At 39.4% G+C, this 18724-nt stretch carries 17 protein-coding genes; 12 read left to right on the top strand and 5 right to left on the bottom strand.

Annotated features, from left to right (window positions below; all coding sequences use genetic code 11):
* The first annotated feature begins 148 nt into the window (after positions 1-148).
* The 6 genes from lpdA (at position 149) to V6260_RS05960 (ending at position 7796) form a co-directional block, all read left to right on the top strand.
* On the top strand, positions 149-1576 hold the full coding sequence (lpdA, locus tag V6260_RS05985) for a dihydrolipoyl dehydrogenase (protein WP_341593136.1): 1428 nt from the start codon (positions 149-151) through the stop codon (positions 1574-1576).
* 137 nt (positions 1577-1713) lie between these two features.
* Positions 1714-2388 carry a tRNA-uridine aminocarboxypropyltransferase gene (locus V6260_RS05980; RefSeq protein WP_425355703.1) on the top strand — a complete coding sequence of 225 codons (675 nt, stop codon included), beginning with the start codon at positions 1714-1716 and terminating at the stop codon, positions 2386-2388.
* Positions 2389-3168: 780 nt separating this feature from the next.
* The gene (locus V6260_RS05975) at positions 3169-4173 is read left to right on the top strand and encodes a Fe(3+) ABC transporter substrate-binding protein (protein WP_341593134.1); all 1005 of its coding nucleotides are present in this window, start codon (positions 3169-3171) and stop codon (positions 4171-4173) included.
* On the top strand, positions 4173-5804 hold the full coding sequence (locus V6260_RS05970) for an iron ABC transporter permease (protein ID WP_341593133.1): 1632 nt from the start codon (positions 4173-4175) through the stop codon (positions 5802-5804). Before V6260_RS05975 ends, V6260_RS05970 begins: the two co-directional genes overlap by 1 nt.
* Positions 5805-6851 carry an ABC transporter ATP-binding protein gene (locus tag V6260_RS05965; RefSeq protein WP_341593132.1) on the top strand — a complete coding sequence of 349 codons (1047 nt, stop codon included), beginning with the start codon at positions 5805-5807 and terminating at the stop codon, positions 6849-6851.
* Between the two features lie 45 nt (positions 6852-6896).
* Positions 6897-7796, top strand: a complete 900-nt coding sequence (locus V6260_RS05960) for a Dyp-type peroxidase (RefSeq protein WP_341593131.1) — start codon at positions 6897-6899, stop codon at positions 7794-7796.
* On the opposite strand, the gene argR is transcribed toward V6260_RS05960, so the two are convergent.
* Positions 7793-8260 carry a transcriptional regulator ArgR gene (gene argR, locus V6260_RS05955; RefSeq protein WP_304182617.1) on the bottom strand — a complete coding sequence of 156 codons (468 nt, stop codon included), beginning with the start codon at positions 8258-8260 and terminating at the stop codon, positions 7793-7795. The two genes, V6260_RS05960 and argR, sit on opposite strands and share 4 nt — an antisense overlap.
* Before the next feature lie 224 nt (positions 8261-8484).
* Here argR and mdh point away from each other — a divergent pair, with 224 nt between their 5' ends.
* Positions 8485-9417, top strand: coding sequence for a malate dehydrogenase (gene mdh / locus V6260_RS05950; RefSeq protein WP_341593130.1), 933 nt, complete (start codon positions 8485-8487; stop codon positions 9415-9417).
* Between the two features lie 93 nt (positions 9418-9510).
* Here mdh and ispB read toward each other — a convergent pair whose 3' ends face one another.
* Positions 9511-10482, bottom strand: a complete 972-nt coding sequence (gene ispB, locus V6260_RS05945; RefSeq protein WP_341593129.1) for an octaprenyl diphosphate synthase — start codon at positions 10480-10482, stop codon at positions 9511-9513.
* Positions 10483-10904: 422 nt separating this feature from the next.
* Here ispB and rplU point away from each other — a divergent pair, with 422 nt between their 5' ends.
* The 5 genes from rplU (at position 10905) to V6260_RS05920 (ending at position 13805) form a co-directional block, all read left to right on the top strand.
* Entirely contained in the window at positions 10905-11216 is a 312-nt protein-coding gene (gene rplU / locus V6260_RS05940) for a 50S ribosomal protein L21 (RefSeq protein WP_004587921.1), read from the top strand.
* A gap of 16 nt (positions 11217-11232) precedes the next feature.
* Positions 11233-11490 carry a 50S ribosomal protein L27 gene (rpmA, locus tag V6260_RS05935; RefSeq protein ID WP_008114963.1) on the top strand — a complete coding sequence of 86 codons (258 nt, stop codon included), beginning with the start codon at positions 11233-11235 and terminating at the stop codon, positions 11488-11490.
* A 140-nt stretch (positions 11491-11630) separates the two neighbouring features.
* Complete coding sequence (gene cgtA, locus V6260_RS05930) at positions 11631-12788, top strand: Obg family GTPase CgtA (protein WP_341593128.1); 1158 nt, start codon at positions 11631-11633, stop codon at positions 12786-12788.
* A gap of 73 nt (positions 12789-12861) precedes the next feature.
* Entirely contained in the window at positions 12862-13350 is a 489-nt protein-coding gene (gene folA / locus V6260_RS05925; RefSeq protein WP_341593127.1) for a type 3 dihydrofolate reductase, read from the top strand.
* An 80-nt stretch (positions 13351-13430) separates the two neighbouring features.
* Positions 13431-13805, top strand: a complete 375-nt coding sequence (locus tag V6260_RS05920; RefSeq protein ID WP_341593126.1) for a DUF3718 domain-containing protein — start codon at positions 13431-13433, stop codon at positions 13803-13805.
* Between the two features lie 78 nt (positions 13806-13883).
* On the opposite strand, the gene V6260_RS05915 is transcribed toward V6260_RS05920, so the two are convergent.
* The 3 genes from V6260_RS05915 to coaBC all read right to left on the bottom strand — a co-directional run bounded on the left by V6260_RS05915 (position 13884) and on the right by coaBC (position 18688).
* Entirely contained in the window at positions 13884-16631 is a 2748-nt protein-coding gene (locus V6260_RS05915; protein WP_341593125.1) for a S9 family peptidase, read from the bottom strand.
* Between the two features lie 164 nt (positions 16632-16795).
* Positions 16796-17383 carry a nucleoid occlusion factor SlmA gene (gene slmA / locus V6260_RS05910; protein WP_341593124.1) on the bottom strand — a complete coding sequence of 196 codons (588 nt, stop codon included), beginning with the start codon at positions 17381-17383 and terminating at the stop codon, positions 16796-16798.
* Between the two features lie 111 nt (positions 17384-17494).
* Positions 17495-18688: a bifunctional phosphopantothenoylcysteine decarboxylase/phosphopantothenate--cysteine ligase CoaBC gene (coaBC, locus tag V6260_RS05905; RefSeq protein WP_341593123.1), complete on the bottom strand. Its 1194-nt coding sequence runs from the start codon at positions 18686-18688 to the stop codon at positions 17495-17497.
* Positions 18689-18724 lie beyond the last annotated feature (36 nt).

The raw sequence follows: 18724 nt of genomic DNA, 5'->3' as shown, positions 1-18724 counted from the left end.
CCAGCCAGTTGTTTTTAGCTGGGATTTTTACTATATGCAATGATACAATCTTTGCACTATTTGTGAATTGCTCTGGTTTTCTGCCCATGCAGAAACATGGCAGTTAAATTTTAGGGCTGTGTCCCGTTCAAACAATTAAGGTAATAGCATGAGCAACGAATTAAAAACTCAAGTTGTTGTACTAGGTGGTGGTCCTGGTGGTTACTCTGCGGCTTTCCGTGCTGCTGACTTGGGCTTAGAAGTTACATTAGTAGAATCTCGTGAAACATTAGGTGGTGTATGTCTTAATGTTGGTTGTATTCCTTCAAAAGCACTTTTACACGTGGCTAAAGTGATTGATGACGCTGCAGAAATGTCATCTCACGGTGTTACTTTTGGCGCTCCGCAAATTGATTTAGACAAAATTCGCTCTTGGAAAGAGTCGGTTGTTGGCCAGCTTACTGGTGGCTTAGACGGCATGGCTAAGATGCGTAAAGTTAAAGTTGTACCAGGTTACGGTAAGTTTACTGGCAGCAACACTTTAGACGTTGAAGGTGCTGACGGCACAACAACTATTACGTTTGATAACGCAATTATTGCTGCGGGTTCTAAACCTGTAAGCTTACCGTTCATCCCAGAAGATGACCGTGTAATTGATTCAACGGGTGCATTAGAACTTAAAGACATTCCAGAGAAGCTACTTGTTTTAGGCGGTGGTATCATCGGCCTTGAAATGGGGACTGTTTACCGCGCATTGGGTTCTGACATTGATGTTGTTGAGTTTGCAGACCAATTAGTACCGGCTGCTGATAAAGATATCATCAAGATTTATCAGAAATATGTAAGCAAAAAATTCAATGTTATGCTTTCAACTAAAGTTGTTGGCGTTGAAGCGAAAAAAGACGGCTTATATGTCACATTTGAAGGTAAAAATGCACCAGCTGAACCAGTACGTTACGACAAAGTACTTGTTGCAGTAGGCCGTACGCCTAACGGTAACTTGCTTGATGCTGATAAGGCAGGTGTGAATGTTGATGAGCGTGGCTTTATTAATGTTGATAAGCAACTTAAAACAAACGTAGACCACATTTTTGCGATTGGTGACTTAGTTGGCCAGCCTATGCTTGCGCATAAAGCGGTACATGAAGGCCATGTTGCTGCTGAAGTTATTTCTGGTCAGAAGCACTTCTTCGATCCTAAATGTATTCCTTCAATTGCTTACACTGACCCAGAAATCGCTTGGGTAGGTGTTACTGAGAAAGAAGCAAAAGAGCAAGGCTTAAGTATTGAAACTGCGGTATTCCCTTGGGCAGCATCAGGTCGCGCAATTGCATCTGCTCGTACCGAAGGTTCTACTAAGCTTATCTTTGATAAAGACAGTGGCCGTATAATCGGTGGTGCTATGGTGGGTATTAACGCAGGCGAAATGCTTGGCGAAATCGGCTTAGCAGTTGAAATGGGCGCAGACGGTGAAGATTTAGCACTTACTATTCATGCTCACCCAACATTGAACGAGTCTATTGGCCTTGCAGCTGAAATTTTTGAAGGTTCGATCACTGATTTACCAAACAAAAAAGCGGTTAAAAAGAAAAAGTAATTTAACTTTTTAATTTAGTTTTTTAAAAACCCAGCCTTAGCTGGGTTTTTTATTTTGCGGACGTGGGTTTACACTTTGCAATGCGCTACAATACGCGCCGATCAAATTTAAGGTAATTAATCACTGTGGCCAACTCTATTAAAAACTCCGTACTGGCATTACGTGCTCAGCAAATTAGCGAATCACGTCGCGAGTTTAATGCCCGAGGCGGTAAAATGAACCGTTGTGAGCAGTGTTTAATAGCCAAGCATTACTGTATTTGTGATGATGCAGAGCAAGCAAAGTGCGACGCTGCTGTGTGCTTATTGATGTATCATAATGAAAGCTTTAAGCCTTCAAATACTGGGCGTTTAATTGCTGAAATAATACCTGATAACTACGCATTTAGATGGGATAGAACAGATCCTGATCCTGCGCTTTTAGCTTTAATTAATGATCCGCAATATCAACCTATGGTGGTGTTTCCAGCCGAAGATGTGCAAGAGGGAAGGGCTGTAACAGATGTAAATGTTACACCGGGTAAAAAACCATTATTTATATTTCTTGATGGCACGTGGCGAGAAGCTAAAAAAATGATCCGTAAAAGCCCATACCTTGATAACTTGCCTGTACTCTCTGTAACCGCAGATAAACTATCTGATTATCGTTTACGTGTAGCGCCGCATGCACATCAACTTGGTACCGCTGAGGTTGGCATTATGGTGCTTGCCCTTGCGGGTGAAATGGATGCATCTACTAAATTAGAACAGCATTTTATTAAGTTTCGTGATGCGTATTTATTAGGTAAGCGAAATGAAGGTAGACCAGAATAGCTAAACTGCTATTTTTAGAAAAAGAAAAGCGCGCTCTATCTCTAGGCGCGCTTGCGGAATCTTCTAATTTTCTGCATCCTGCAATTGAATTTAATCAACTCCAATTTTTACTAATCCATGTTTATTACTATATTACTTTTTAGTTCTATGTAATGTAGACCATTTGGGCCTGTATCCTTAAACTCCTAACATCCTGTAGGGTAAATACTATTACCAAATCCTTAATTACACTTCCTAGTGTATCCCTATTCTAACCAATCCATTGTGTTGCCTTAAAAGGCCTGTCCTTTTATTCCTTCAACATCCTATTGAACAACCTAACCTTGTTGTTATCCTTTTCGCATCTTCCTGACGCTGTCCTTTTTACAACATTGCGTTGTGATACTCATCCTGAGCCTGTCCTAAAATTCGTGTTGTCCTTATAACCTAATCATTGGTTGGTTGAGTAAGTAGTCTATTTCCTTTTACTCAATAAGCGTCATTGCTTATTTAATGTATAAAGTATAGTGCAATAGAGCAGCTAAAATAGAGATAAAACTACATTTAATTAGTTTTTTTGTAATAGGAATGAAAATAAATTCACTGAAATTCAATGTTTTAAGTGTTTTTTGGTTGTTTTTTATCTTATTTTTTACTCATTAGCTGTCATATCTGTAAGACATCTCTTACACCGCATTTCCTTTTTGGGCGTTATTCACATATTTACATTTATTTAAAGTGTGCACTTTTTAGCTTAACACGATAGAATTCTTTGATAATAATTGCTATTTAGGTGAAGTAATGAAGAAAGCTTTAGCACTGTGCTTGGGGTTAATTACGTCTATGCCAGCCTTGGCAAGCGATGTGGTTAATATTTACTCTTTTCGTCAGCCATTTCTAATTCAACCAATTTTAGACGACTTTACAAAACAAACTGGTATTAAAACCAACGTTGTTTTTGCTAAAAAAGGGCTAATTGAGCGTGTAAAGCGCGAAGGAAAGCACAGTAAAGCTGATTTAGTATTAACATCTAATTTTAGTGCGCTTATTCAATTAGAAGATTTAAAACTAACACAAACTATAAAAAGTGACAGTGTAAATAATAATGTTCCAGCCGCTTTTCGTGACGGTGATGGCCAGTGGGTTGCTCTTACAAAGCGTGTGCGTAATGTGTATTCATCTAAAGAGCGAGTTGGGGCATTACCTGAGCTGACTTATGAAGATTTAGCAGACCCTAAATACCAGGGGCAAATTTGTACCCGCTCTGGTAAGCACCCTTATAACCTTGGCTTGGTTGCTTCGATGATTGCACACCATGGTGAAGCGCAAACCAAAGAGTGGCTTGAAAGTGTTAAGGCTAATTTAGCACGCAAGCCTCAAGGTAACGACCGTGCTCAAGTTAAAGCTGTTAAAGAAGGTTTGTGTAACTTGGCATTAGGTAATAGTTACTACTTTGGCAAAATGCTAGAAGATAAAAAACAAAAAGGTTGGGCAGAGGCCGTAAATATTAACTTTCCGAATCAAGTTAATCGTGGCTCACACATAAATGTATCGGGTGCGGTTATTACCAAATATGCTAAAAACCCTGAAAACGCACTAAAGCTCATAGAGTATATGACCGACAACAAAGCACAAAACATGTATGCCTCATTAAATATGGAGTATCCAGTTAAGTCGGGTGTTGAATTATCAAGATTGGTTGCCTCTTGGGGTAGCTTTAAAGAAGACAGTTTGCCACTTGATGAAATTAGTAAATACCGTCCGTTAGCACTTAAGCTAATTGATGAGGTGAAATTCGACCTTTAATGAATGCTAAATTTAAGCTGTCGAAATGGCAGCTATTTGCGTGGGCAACAGGCTTAATGCTGTCGGCCCCATTGTTTTTCCTATTATTTGAATCCTTACAAGGCGACTCTGAGGTATTTTCCCACCTTTGGGATACAGTGCTGTGGGATTATATTTTAAATACGGTACTACTTGTTTTTGGTGTGTGTGTACTTAGCTGCGCCATTGCTCTGCCGCTTGGTTGGCTCACTGCGTATTGTCACTTTCCTGGTAAAAAGCAATTTGAATGGGCACTTATGCTGCCTCTTGCCATGCCAACCTACATAATTGCTTATGTTTATACCGACTTACTTGATTACGCAGGCCCCGTTCAAATAGCCCTTAGAGAGTGGTTTAGCTGGCAATCCCCTAACGATTATTGGTTTTTTGATATACGCACTTTACCTGGTGCAATAGTCATGATTGCCTTAGTGCTTTACCCATATTTGTTTTTAATCTTTAAAACGGCTCTTCGTGAACAGTCATTTAAGTTAGTGCAAGCGAGTCAACTAATGGGCTTGTCTCCTTGGCAAAGCTTTTTTAGGGTAAGTTTAGTGCTTTCGCGCGGGGCTATAGTCGCGGCACTTGCACTGATTAGTATGGAAACCATGGCTGACTTCGCAACAGTGAGTTATTTTGCCGTGAGTACATTAACAACCGCCGTATACGATACGTGGTTTGGTTATTACTCACTTACAGCGGCCGCTAAAATATCGGGTGTCATGCTGCTACTTCTATTTTTAGCATTAATGGCCGAGCGCTTTAGTCGCCGTAAGCAAGCCGTGTTTGAGCGCCAATCAGGTGTTAATAGTGAGTCGTTATATATTCTAAAAGGTAAGTCAGCATGGTTAGCTACATTATTTTGTAGTGCTATTTTAATCCTTGCGTTTATTATTCCTATTGCTGTGCTTTTAAGTTATGCAATTACTTACTTTGATAAGGCATGGAATATCGAATTTTTTAGTTACGCGTGGCAAAGCTTAAAAGTGGCAGCAATAGTGAGTGTTGCAACTATTGTATTGAGTATCTTTGTGGTGTTTTATCAACGCGTAGCTAAACAAACATACCCTTTAATACCAGGTCGGTTAGCAAGTACAGGCTATGCGCTACCCGGTACTGTGCTTGCAATTGCGGTGCTACTGCCGCTTACTTTACTAGAAAACTCGATTAATACAGCGCTAGAACCTTATAACTTAGATATAGGGCTATTACTTACAGGCAGTATTTTAACTATCATACTTGCTTATGTTGTGCGTTTTTATGCTATTGCTCATGGTGCTATAGAATCAAGCTTTGTACGGATCAGCCCCTCGCTCGATATGGCCAGCCAATCTATGGGTAAATGTTTAGGGCAAACACTGCGTTTAGTGCATTTACCTTTGTTACGAAGAGGATTACTGACCGCTGCGTTATTAGTGTTTATTGAATGCATGAAAGAATTGCCTGCAGCTTTGCTGTTACGACCTTTTAACTTTGAAAGTTTAGCAACACATGTTTTTCAGTACGTGAGTGATGAGCAATTAGAGCTTGCATCTATATCTGCATTATTTATTGTTATTGTTGGGTTTATACCTTTGTATTTTATTAACCGTTCTATGGAGCAGCGCAGTTAAATGAGTAGTTTAATTTTACAAGGCGTGAGCTATCACTACAGTGCCACGCAAGTGCTGCATAATTTAGATTTAACGGTTGGCAAGGATGAAATAGTGTGCTTACTTGGCGCTAGTGGCTGTGGCAAAACAACAACATTAAAAGTAATTGCAGGGTTAATTGAGACTAATCAAGGTAGTATATTTATAGATGGTAAGCTTGTAAGCGACGAGAAGTCGTTTGTCTCACCAGAGCATCGTAATATAGGAATGATGTTTCAAGATTATGCGTTGTTTCCGCACCTTACAGTGGCCGATAATATTGCCTTTGGGTTAAACAAAATAAATAAAGAGCAAAAGCGCGCGCGTGTTGAAGAAATGCTTAAGTTGGTGCACTTAACTGGTTGTGCAAAACGTTTTCCACATCAGCTTTCTGGTGGGCAACAGCAACGTGTAGCTATAGCGCGGGCACTGGCTTATAAACCTAGTTTATTATTGCTCGATGAGCCCTTTTCTAATATTGATACGCAAGTGCGTTTTGAGCTTATTGCTGATATCCGTCGCATTATTAAAACGCAGCAAGTGTCAGCTGTATTCGTTACGCACTCAAAAGAAGAGGCCTTTGCTTTTTCAGACACGCTTGCCATTATGCATCGAGGTAAAATTGCCCAGCAGGGCTCACCAGAAGCGCTTTTTGCTATGCCAAAGTCAAAGGAGGTTGCAGAGTTTCTGGGTCAGGGCATATACTTAGACGCACAAGCATTAACAGCAACTGAATATAATACGGCGTTTGGTGTCGTTAAATCGCAAGTTGCGCATACGCATAAAGCTAAAAATGGGCAATTATATATTCGCCCTCATCAAATAGAGTTAGCGTGTAAAAATTGCGATGAAAACAGCCAAGCTATTACTATTTTAAGTCGTCGATTTATTGGCTCTGCTTATGTTTATAGTATTGTAGTTGCAGAGCAAGAAATTGAAGTTGCTGCACAATATGGCCAGTCATTTGAGAAAAATGAACAGGTTATTATAAAAATAAAACCTCACACAGTGAATTTTTTCGAATCATAATTAATGTGCTATTCGCTGTGTTATATAAAAAGCTAAGGAATAATAATGGCGCAAGCGCAGTCTGGGATTTGTGCTGAGGCAAACTTACATGGTTTGCACTTATTTTTTAATGTATTTGACGCTCAAGATGAATCACTGCGCGCAAAATTAAAACAAGTAAGCGCTATTGAAGAAGAGTTTAGCGATCAATTTTCTGAAGCTATGCTCTCTTGTATGGTTGCAATTGGCGCGCAGTATTGGCCGCATATTTTGCCCGAATATATCCCTAGCGAACTACAAAGCTTTCCTAATATAAACCATAGCGATTTTGTTATGAGTGCCCAGCCATGTGACTTATTTATTCAAATACGCTCAGACCGAGAAGACGTTAACCATTTATTTGCACTACAAATTTTAAAGTTATTTGCCCCTGATGTTGAGCTGGTGGAGCAAATTCGTAACTTTCGCTTTTTAGATGGTCGTGACTTTAACGGTTTTATTTATGGAGGCAACACGCCACATGGCAGGCAAAAGCGTGCAACTGCGTTAGTTAATAAGCCAAATAGTTTTGAAGATCAGGGCAGCTATATTCATGTGCAGCGTTTTAAACACGACTTAACTGTATGGCAGCACTTATCACTGAGCGAGCAAGAGCGAATTATGGGGCGTACGCGTTTAGATAATACACTAGTTGAGCCAGCTATTAGGACTAGTCATGCATCGCGAAGTGAATTAAAAGATGAAAATGGTCATGCGCTATTACTCAATCAAAGCATGCCTTATGGCGATGTTTACGAGCAAGGAATGCTAAGTATTACTTGCTCTGCATCGGGTAGTGCGTTTGAAAAAATACTTACGAGTCGCTTAGGGACAGGGGAGTGTTATGATCATTGGCTTGATTTTACTCAAGCCGATATGGGGTCTGCGTTTTTTGCACCCTCAATTGGTTTTTTAAAGCAGCTTTAAACCGTATCAAATAAAATACGCACGCGCTCTAGTGTCACGTCTATTTCAGAGATCTTTGCAGGGGCGATAAAAATAGTGTCGTCGCCGGCAATAGTTCCTAATACCCCATCAGCTTTACCTAATGAATCTAATAATCGTGCTATTAATTGTGCTGCACCAGGACTAGTACGAATAATGATCATCATTTCATTGTGCATGATGTCTATTACTAATTGACGTAATGGACTCTTAGCAGTAGGCACCCCCATTTCAGCAGGTAAACAGTAAACCATTTCTTGCTTTGCATTACGTGTGCGCACAGCACCAAATTTGCTTAACATGCGTGATACTTTACTCTGACTTATGTTGTCAAAGCCTTGTTCTTTTAACGCATCAACTATTTCGCCTTGAGAGCCAAAGTTCTCTTCTTTTAAAAGCGCCTTAAATGCTTTTACCAGTGCTTCTTGTTTGTCTTGTGGTTGCATGCTCTTTATTCATTTTTGTTATTTATAATGCAAATTCTACACAAAAATGAATAATTATGCAGCAGTTGTTTAGTTAACTTGCCAGTTTGATGCGATAAACCACCAATGTTTACAACTATGGTCGAAAATATCTAAAAATAGGCAGGATAAATTTGTTTTTAGTCGCTAATTTCATTATCTTAAGAGCCACAAATGTTTCCTACCTCAAATTACGGAGAATTCCAATGAAAGTTGCTGTATTAGGTGCTGCAGGCGGTATCGGACAAGCGTTGTCTTTATTATTAAAAACAGGCTTACCAGCTGGCTCTGAATTATCACTTTATGATGTTGCACCAGTAGTACCAGGTGTTGCGGTTGACCTTTCTCACATCCCAACAGATGTTAAAGTAGCAGGCTTTGGCGCAGATGAATTAAACAAAGCGCTTGAAGGCTCTGACATCGTTCTTATCCCAGCGGGTATGCCACGTAAACCAGGTATGGATCGTGCAGATTTATTCAATGTAAATGCTGGCATCATCAAAACTTTAGCAGAAGGCATTGTTGCCAGCTGTCCTAAAGCGTTAGTAGGTATTATTACTAACCCAGTAAACGGTACAGTTCCAATCGTTGCTGAAGTATTCAAAAAAGCAGGTACTTACGACGCTAAACGCGTATTTGGTATTACTACACTTGACGTTATTCGTTCAGAAGCATTTGTTGCTGAACTTAAAGGCGTTGACGTAGCAACTGTAAAAGTACCAGTAATTGGTGGTCACTCAGGCACAACTATTCTTCCTCTACTTTCTCAAGTTGAAGGTGTAAGCTTTACAGATGAAGAAGTTGCTGCACTTACTCCTCGTATCCAAAATGCGGGTACTGAAGTTGTAAATGCTAAAGCCGGCGGTGGTTCAGCTACGCTATCTATGGGTGCTGCAGCAGCTCGTTTTTGTATGTCTTTAGTTAAAGGCCTACAAGGTGAAGAAGTTGTAGATTACGCTTATGTTGCTGTTGAAAATGGCGATGCAGAGTATTTTGCTCACCCAGTACGTTTAGGTAAAAACGGCGTAGAAGAGATTCTTTCTTACGGCGAGCTAAGCGCATTTGAAGAGAAAGCTAAAAACGATATGCTTGAAACACTGAAAAAAGACATCAAAGAAGGTGTTGATTTCATGGCGTAATAGCCAATTGAGCATTAAAAAGCCTGCATTTGCAGGCTTTTTTGTGGCTCGAGATTTATTTACTCTTAATCTATATTAAGAGGTTAGCTAAGATTAATGATCGCGGTCAACGGCTATGCGGGCTAAGCTAACTAATGCTTGTTTATATTCAGATTCAGGTAAAAAGTCTAAGCAAGCAATCGCTTTATCGGCTTCGAGCTCTGCTTTTTGCATTGTAAACTCAAGCGCATTAGTTTGTTTGAGCGTAGATAAAATTTCTTCTAAATGCTCCATACCATTACAGTGTTCAATAGCATCACGAATTAATTGTGTTTGATGTGCATTGCCATGCTGCATTGCATATATAAGTGGCAAAGTTGGCTTACCTTCGGCTAAATCATCACCTATATTTTTACCTAGTTGATCAGCATCTGCATTGTAATCAAGTACGTCATCAACAAGCTGAAAAGCGGTGCCTAAATGCATACCGTATAAATTAAGTGCTTCAAGTGTCGCTTGGTCTTGCTCTGTGATAATGGCGGCAAGGCCAGTTGCTGCTTCAAACAATTTAGCCGTTTTAGAATAAATAACCTGCATGTAACTGGCTTCAGTTGTATCTGGGTCATTGCAGTTCATTAACTGTAATACTTCACCTTCAGCAATGATATTTGTTGCATCAGCAAGTACTTGCATAACCTGCATCTTCCCAAGCCCAACCATAAGCTGAAACGAGCGAGTGTAAATAAAGTCACCTACTAATACACTTGCTGCATTTCCAAACTCAGCATTTGCTGTTGGCGTACCACGTCGTAAATTAGATTCATCTACAACATCGTCGTGTAAAAGTGTCGCTGTATGAATAAACTCAACGATAGTTGCAAGTGTAATATGATCTTTACCCTGATAGCCTAAGGCTCTGGCTGCTAAAATTGCCAGCATTGGGCGCACGCGCTTACCACCGCTGTTAACAATATATAAACCGAGTTGGTTTACTAACGCGACATCTGAACGCATTTGGGCATATATTAGTTGATTGACGTCATTCATATCGCTTTCGATTAACGCCTGGATAGCTTTTATATCCATTGATCTCCGAGCCAATTTTTATGTGTGAACGGCGCAGATTGTACAACAAAAAATGCACTAGCTCGATATTTTGTGACGATTGATTGAAAAAACACTATTAAAGTACTTAATTTAGGCTGAATTAGCTTAGAAGCCTGTTTGATTTATGAACAAGATACAACATCTCTCATGATTAGTAATTGCACTGTAGACAGTCTGTTTCCTTACGTGAAATAATTTTAGTTTAAGCTTAAAAAGCGCTTGGCAAAGGGGCTAATTAATATAAAATGGAGGAAATATTGAATTGCTCTCAATGCAGCTACTTTTTATTCATTTTAATTACAAAATAGGCTTGCTAGTTATTTCGCGTTAGCGTAAACTTCGCGCCCTATCGAAGAATATTTTAGTTGCGTCGATTTGAGGGCGCACAGACGGAGTTAATTATGTACGCGGTTTTCCAAAGTGGTGGTAAACAGCATCGTGTGACTGAAGGTCAAACGATTCGTCTTGAAAAATTAGACGTTGAAACTGGTGCGGCAGTAGAATTTGATTCAGTACTTTTAGTTGCTGATGGTGAGAAGATCGAGATCGGTGTACCGTTCGTAAACGGTGGTAAAGTAACAGCTGAGGTTGTTTCACATGGTCGCGGTGAGAAGATTAAGGTTGTTAAATTTAGACGCCGTAAGCATTCTCGTAAGCAAATGGGCCATCGTCAATGGTTCACTGAAGTTAAAATCACTGGCATTAGCGCTTAATTAGAGGTACTTAGAAATGGCACATAAAAAAGCAGCTGGTAGTACTCGTAACGGTCGCGATTCAGAAAGCAAACGCCTAGGTGTTAAGCGTTTTGGTGGCGAATCAGTTCTAGCGGGTAGCATCATTGTTCGTCAACGTGGAACTCGTTTCCACCCTGGCGCAAACGTAGGTATCGGTAAAGACCACACTATCTTCGCAAAAGCAGATGGTAAAGTTCAATTTGAACAAAAAGGTCCTTTAAACCGTAAATACGTAACTATTGTAGCTGAGTAATCAGTAAGGTAGTTAAAAACCCCGCCTTTGCGGGGTTTTTTGTTTTGTAATACAGTCAAATATATACCCAAGCCTGCATTTGCGTTGGCTTGGGTATATAATAGAGTTATTAAACAAGCCAATCCCTAAAGTGAGTAATCATGAAGTTTGTAGATGAAGTAGAAATCCGTGCAGAAGCTGGAGACGGTGGCAGCGGCATTGTGTCTTTCCGTCGTGAAAAATATGTACCTGATGGTGGACCTGATGGTGGTGACGGTGGAGACGGTGGTAGTGTTTATCTACAAGCTGATGAAAACTTAAATACCCTAATTGATTATCAGTTTGAGCGCTTTCACAGAGCTGAACGTGGTACTAACGGTCGAAGCCGTAACTGTACAGGTAAAAAAGCCGACGATTTGTTTGTTATGGTGCCGGTTGGTACACGTATCATGGATGTTGACACCCAAGAGGGACTAGGTGATTTAACTCAACATGGTCAAAGAATTTTGGTTGCAAAAGGTGGTTTCCACGGCTTGGGGAATGCACGTTTTAAATCAAGTACTAACCGAGCACCTCGTCAAAAAACATTAGGTACTCCGGGTGAAGTACGTAACTTAAAATTAGAGTTACTACTATTAGCCGATGTAGGCTTGCTTGGCTTGCCAAATGCAGGTAAATCTACGTTTATTCGTAGTGTATCGGCAGCACGCCCTAAAGTAGCTGATTATCCATTTACGACGCTTATTCCTAATTTAGGAGTTGTGCGCCCAGAAGCAAACAAATCATTTGTTATAGCTGATATACCTGGGTTGATTGAGGGGGCATCTGATGGTGCAGGCTTAGGGATTCGTTTCTTAAAGCATTTAGAGCGTTGTCGTGTGTTATTGCATATTATTGATGTAATGCCAGTCGATGGTTCTAACCCTGTAGATAATGCATTTGCCATTATTAATGAGTTACACCAATACAGCCCTAAACTTGCTGAGAAGCCGCGCTGGTTAGTTTTTAATAAGATAGATCTATTACCTGAAGAAGAAGCGAAAGCGCTATGCGAAGCGATTGCAGAAGAACTGGGTGAAACTGAAAATATTTATCACATTTCAGCAATTAATAAACTTAATACTCAACCTTTAATCCACAACATAATGACACTACTTGATAGCATGCCTAAAGAGAAATTTGTACAGGTTGAAGATGAAGAAGTTGAATTTAAGTGGGATACCTATCATGAAAAAGCCACCAAAGGTAAAGGTGACGATGATGATTGGGATGACTGGGATGAAGATGATTACGATGTAGAAGTTGTCTACGAGCGTTAATTAAATAGAATTTATTAAAAAGGAGCTGATGCTCCTTTTTCTTTGTTTAGTAATAAAGTACTAGGTGTTAGATATGATAATTTCAATGATTGCTGCAATGGCAAATAACCGCGTAATAGGCCTTGATAATAAAATGCCTTGGCATTTACCGGCAGATTTACAGCACTTCAAAAAAGTTACAATGGATAAGCCGGTAATCATGGGACGCAAAACATTTGAGTCGATCGGACGTCCTTTGCCTGGACGCCGTAATATAATTATTACTCGAAATAGCGAATATCAGGTTGATGGTATAGAAGCTGTATCGACTCCTGAGGCCGCATTAAAACTGGTTTGTGATGAAGAGGAAGTAATGGTTATCGGTGGCGGTAATATTTATGAGCAATTCTTATTGAAGGCAGAACGTTTATATTTAACCTTTATAGATTTAGATGTTGAGGGTGATACGCAGTTTCCTGACTATCAAAATGTAGCATCTTGGCAGGTAAAAGATGAAGAAAATAAACAACCAGATGAAAAAAATAAACATAGTTATAAATTCGTAACTTTGTATAAAGTATAATAACAATATTGCAGAATTCTAAGTAGGTTGGTACAATATTAACCAATCATATAGTAACAAAGTACCATAAAGGGTCTGTCATGTTTAAATTATCAAAACTAGTTGTTATTGCTGCAGTTGCAGCTGGTTCATTTTCGTATACAGCACCTGCAAATGCTGAAGACCAGTTAGCTGTATCTATTTGTGAATACATTGCAGCGGATGATAAAAACCGTTTACGTAGTAAGCTTAAAAGTTCACGTGTGAAAATACGTAATATCTACGATGCTGTATTATGCAATGGTAATAACTTACTACGTCATGCGGTTGCTAGTAGTGCAGTAGATACAGGTGAGTACATTGTTAAAAACTTGTCTAAAAGCTCACTAGCTGATGGCGCAGATATAACTTGGGCTGAAGGTAATTACGCTGGTTCACCTCTTATTGCTGTGATTAAAGAGCGTGCAGGTCTTTAATTTTTGATTAAAAAAACCGCGTTTAATACGCGGTTTTTTTATGGCTAAGTAATCTACTGATCACATACAAAAACATATTTACTCTTGTATAAACACTTCACCTTCTAACATCCACTTAGCAGCCGGTTTGCCTTTTAAGTAATGATCAAAGTACTGCATCATACGCACTGAAAAATCGACCTGATTAGGAAATTTTTTCAAGTGGTGTGGTTCCCCTTCGTATTGTAAAAATGTAGCGTTTTTTCCTGCACGACGTAGCGCTAGGTAATACTGTACGCTTTCATGCCAAGGTACCGCATCATCTTTGTCGCCAGACATGATTAAAATAGGCGTGTTAACTTTGTCTGCAAAAAATACTGGTGAGTTTTGTATGTAAAGTTCTGGCGCCTCAAATAAATTTTTGCCAATACGGCTTTGCCCTGTTTCGTATTGAAATTGACGAGCAAGGCCCGATTTTAAACGTATACCACTGTAAGCACTTGTCATGTTTGATACTGGTGCACCTGATACAACTGCTTTAAACATATCTGTTTGGGTTATCATAAATGCACTTTGATAACCTGCCCAAGAGTGACCTTGTAAGCCTATTTTATCTGGGTCGGCTATGCCTAAATCTATTAATTTTTGGGTGGCGTTTATCATCGTTTGCGTTGACGATTTACCCGGGTGACCTATTTCAAAACGAATATCAGGTAAAAATACCGCATAACCGTTTGAGGTAAACATAGGGAAGTTAGGGCGGTGGTTTAATTCCATTTTTGGAAAATCAAACATACGCTGGCTCATATAACGGTAAAAATATACAACTACAGGTACTTTATCGCCTTTTTTATAGCCCGCTGGTTTTATTAACACGCCTTGTAAATCTTCACCATCAAAGCCTTTATAGCTTATTAGTTCTGGCTTTTTCCCCCAGGCAAAATTACTAATTTTTGGGTTTAGGGTAGTCACTTTTTTTGGTGAGCTAAAGCTAACACCTGTTTGGTAGTAATCAGGAAATTGGCTATAAGTTTGCGAGGTGAATAAGTATTTGTCAGCCTTTTTGGCCTTTTTAATCATATCAAAGCGTTTATTACCGCTAAGCACTTTGGTTATTGTGTTAGTGGTTAAGTCGAGCTTTGCCACTTCGCTTTGTTTAGTTTGTAAATTAATAGCAGAGACAAGTAATGTATCGCCTTTTTTAAAGCCTACTTTGGTTTTATCGAGTTTAATAACACGGTACTGCGTGTTGCTTTGCTTACCATTAGTTAAGCGTTTAGCTTGCTGCGTTTTTACGTCAAACGCCCAAATATCGTATTTACTATAAGCAAGCACTTGGCTGCTATCGATCATCCAACCAGCAAAACCGTAGCCAGGTTGAGTCGATGGGTAGTCGTGCTTGTCATCTGCAAAGATTGCTTGAATCGCTTTTGTAAGCGATGTTACTTTATTCTTTTTTAAATCTTTTAGCTGTATTTGGCTATCGCTAAAATAAGCCGCAAACTCACCATTAGGGGCAAGGCTCGGTCTAAACGGATAGTTACTTATAATTGGCGTTTGTTTACCGGTATTTATATTTACTGCAAAGTAATCAGCAAAAAAACCGCCATACATTATTTTTTCTAGGTAGGGAATGTTAGATGATCCAAGTAAAGAGGCATCTCGCTCAGGGTTTAGTACAACCTCTGGCATATTAGTGGTACTTAGTTGTACCACTTTTTGCGAGTTAACGTGGTATACCGCGCTGTAATGGCGGTTTTTGTTAACTTCGTTCCATTGCTGTTCTTCACGCGGTTTTATTTGCGCATCTTTGTTGTGCCATATATTAAGACCTTTGTGTTCACGAATGGTGTCAAGGTCGTACAATGAAGCTTCGTCGGTATATTCTTTAGTTTCTACTTTAGCGGCAAGCTTTGGATGGTTTTCAAAATATAAACGCTCGCCATTTTCAGACCACTCAAGGGTGGCTGTTTTACCTAAAGTCCAGGTTTTATCAGGTGAATCTATAGTTAAAAGCTTTTCGTTTTTGTATAGTTGTAAAGTGTAGCTTCGGCGACGCGTGTCATCATTTACATAGTTACCCAATGTAAATGCTGCAATATTGTCAGTGGGGTGCCACGCTATTTTATTTGCGATTACGCCCGGTTCATCAATTAATACGCTGCTATTAAAGTCACTTAGCTCAATTAACGCTATTTGGTTGTTATTACCATCGCTGTAACTTTGACTCACTAATAGCTGGCTGTTAGCTGAGTTAATAGCGTAGCTAAATACGTTTTCTATTGAGTGGCTGCGTTTATCAGATAAATTTACGATAACAAGCGGATAGCTCTTATCTTTTTTGTCGGGCGTGATAGCGCTATCGGTTTTATCTGCTACTTTTGCGCCATCGTCTTTTTTATTCAAACGATAAGTAAGCCACATACCGTCATCGGATAATGTGTAATCTTTTACATCAGCAAAGCTTTGTTGAGCACCCGATTGTGTGTTTACGAGTACCAGGTTGTTTTTAAGGGTATCTTTTTTTTTGGTTGTTTCTTTTTCAAGTAAGGTAGGTACTTGTGTAAAAGCGACCCAGTTAGCGGCTTTATTAATATGAGGCTTAATGCCGCGCTCCACTTCTGCGATGAGTGTATTGCTTTGTAGTGAGTAAACTTGGCCGGTTGCATTCCCACGATACGGCGTTGCACTAAAAGTGAGTACTTGACCATTGTCAGATAGTTGCGTGCTTTTAGCTGATTTAAAACTAAATACATCTTTAAATTGTAATGCGTCTTTTGCATAGATTGTCGTGCTAGCTAAGCTAGCAATGAGCGCGGAGCTTAATAGGGTGAGCTTTGTATTCATTATTGCATCTCGTTTTTTAACATTAATTTATTGTAACGAGTTTTGTTTATATTTCGACTAGATCAGACAGGTAGCAGGCTAGGGAGATAAGTAACATAGAGATATAAAAAAACGACCAAAAGGTCGTTTTTTTAAGCAAAGTTAATTATAAAGTTGACTAATATTTACAGCCAAATTTTTTGCAACTCAAGCCATTGTTTTTCAAATTGAACACTTGGCCTTGCTTTAAAGTCGCTACGTACAAACTGATTCATTTTACCTTCAACGTAGGCAAGTAAAAAATTTGCAAGTGTAAGCTCATCACTTTGAAAGTTTTTACCTTCACGTAATTTACGTTCACGAAGTACTTGTTTAAACTGAGTTTCTAGCTTTTCAAACAAGCTTTGTACGCGCTCGCGTAAACGATCCTGCTCACCCTGTAAAGCATCGCCAGTTAAAATACGGGTAATACCTGGGTTTTTTTCAGCAAAGGTTAAAAGTAATAAGAGAATGTTATAAATACGCGCTTGGCTTTCTTTTTCGTTTTCAATAATAATATTTATACGAGATAAAAGGGTGTCTTCAATAAACTCGATTAAGCCTTCAAACATACGCGCTTTGCTAGGGAAATGACGGTATAGCGCAGCTTCAGATACACCCACCTCAGCTGCTAGTTTTGCTGTAGTGATGCGTTGCCCTAAATTAGTTTCTAACATCTGTGCGAGTGCTTGCAGTATTTGCTCTTTGCGATTACTTCTTTTTGTCGCAGGCATGAACATTCCTTTTTTATTAGTTATTCTTAGTGGCGCAGTTAAGAACCCTAATCATTTTTTGTTCAAATGAATGGCTTATGTTAATGTTTTATTCAGTTTGTTTCCAGCCTTTTATAGATGTTTAGCTAGCTGTTCGATCACCTTGCATGCTATTTCTGTTTTGCTTGCTATCGGTAATTCTAGTTGTTCATTATGCCAGTATAGAGTTAAAGCATTATGATCGGAATTAAATCCTAAGCCACTTTGTGATACATCATTAGCGCAAATCATATCGAGATTTTTATTTTTTAGTTTACCCTTAGCGTAGCTTTCTACATGTTGAGTTTCGGCCGCAAAGCCAACAGTATAAGGGCGTTTTTGTTTAAGATTAGCAATCGCTGCAATTACATCAGGGTTTTTAGTTAAGGTAAGTGTAAGTTCGTCGCCTTGCTTTTTCATTTTTTGAGTCGCAACTTCTGCAGTTCGATAATCCGCTACGGCAGCGCAACCTATAAATGCATTTGATTGCGGTGCATAAGTAAGCGATTCAGTTAATAACTCCTCAGCACTTTCTATATTAATAAGGTTTACGCCAGTTGGGGCTTTTATAGTTACAGGGCCTGAAATTAAATTAACTTGAGCGCCCAGTTGTAAAGCGGCTTCTGCAAGTGCATAACCCATTTTACCTGAACTGTGATTTGATATAAAACGAACCGGATCGAGAGGCTCACGCGTTGGGCCTGCTGTTATTGTAATTGTTTTTCCTGCAAGTAATTGCGATTGCTCTTTTGCAGTACATAGCGTAACTAGCTCATATGGCTCTAACATGCGTCCAGCGCCTATATCACCACAAGCTTGCTCACCTTTACCCGGGCCCCAAATAAGAACGTTACGCGCTTTTAATGTGGCTAAATTAGCTTGTGTTGCTGCGTGTGCATACATTTGCTGGTTCATGGCTGGTGCTACAGCTACTTTTGCAGGCGTTGCTAGCAGTAACGTTGTTAGTAAGTCATCAGCAATGCCAGCTGCCATTTTTGCAATAATATTGCAGGTAGCTGGGGCGACTAAAATTAAGTCAGCCCATTTTGCAAATTCAATATGCCCCATTGAAGCTTCAGCGGAAGGGTCTAGTAGTGAGTCAGAGACTGTTTCTCCACTAACTGCCTGCATGGTTAATGGTGTTATAAAGTGCTTGGCTGATTCAGTCATAACCACTTTTACTTCACAGCCACTATCTTTTAATCGTCTTACTAGTTCTGCACATTTATAAGCAGCAATACCACCGCTAATACCGAGTACAATCTTTTTGTTGGTGAGGTTAATCATGGCTTTTCATCAATCTTATTTAATATTGTGGCTAAA

Source organism: Pseudoalteromonas aliena (assembly GCF_038155085.1).
GTDB classification, from domain to species: domain Bacteria; phylum Pseudomonadota; class Gammaproteobacteria; order Enterobacterales; family Alteromonadaceae; genus Pseudoalteromonas; species Pseudoalteromonas aliena_A.
This window is presented reverse-complemented; position numbering and strand designations above follow the sequence as displayed.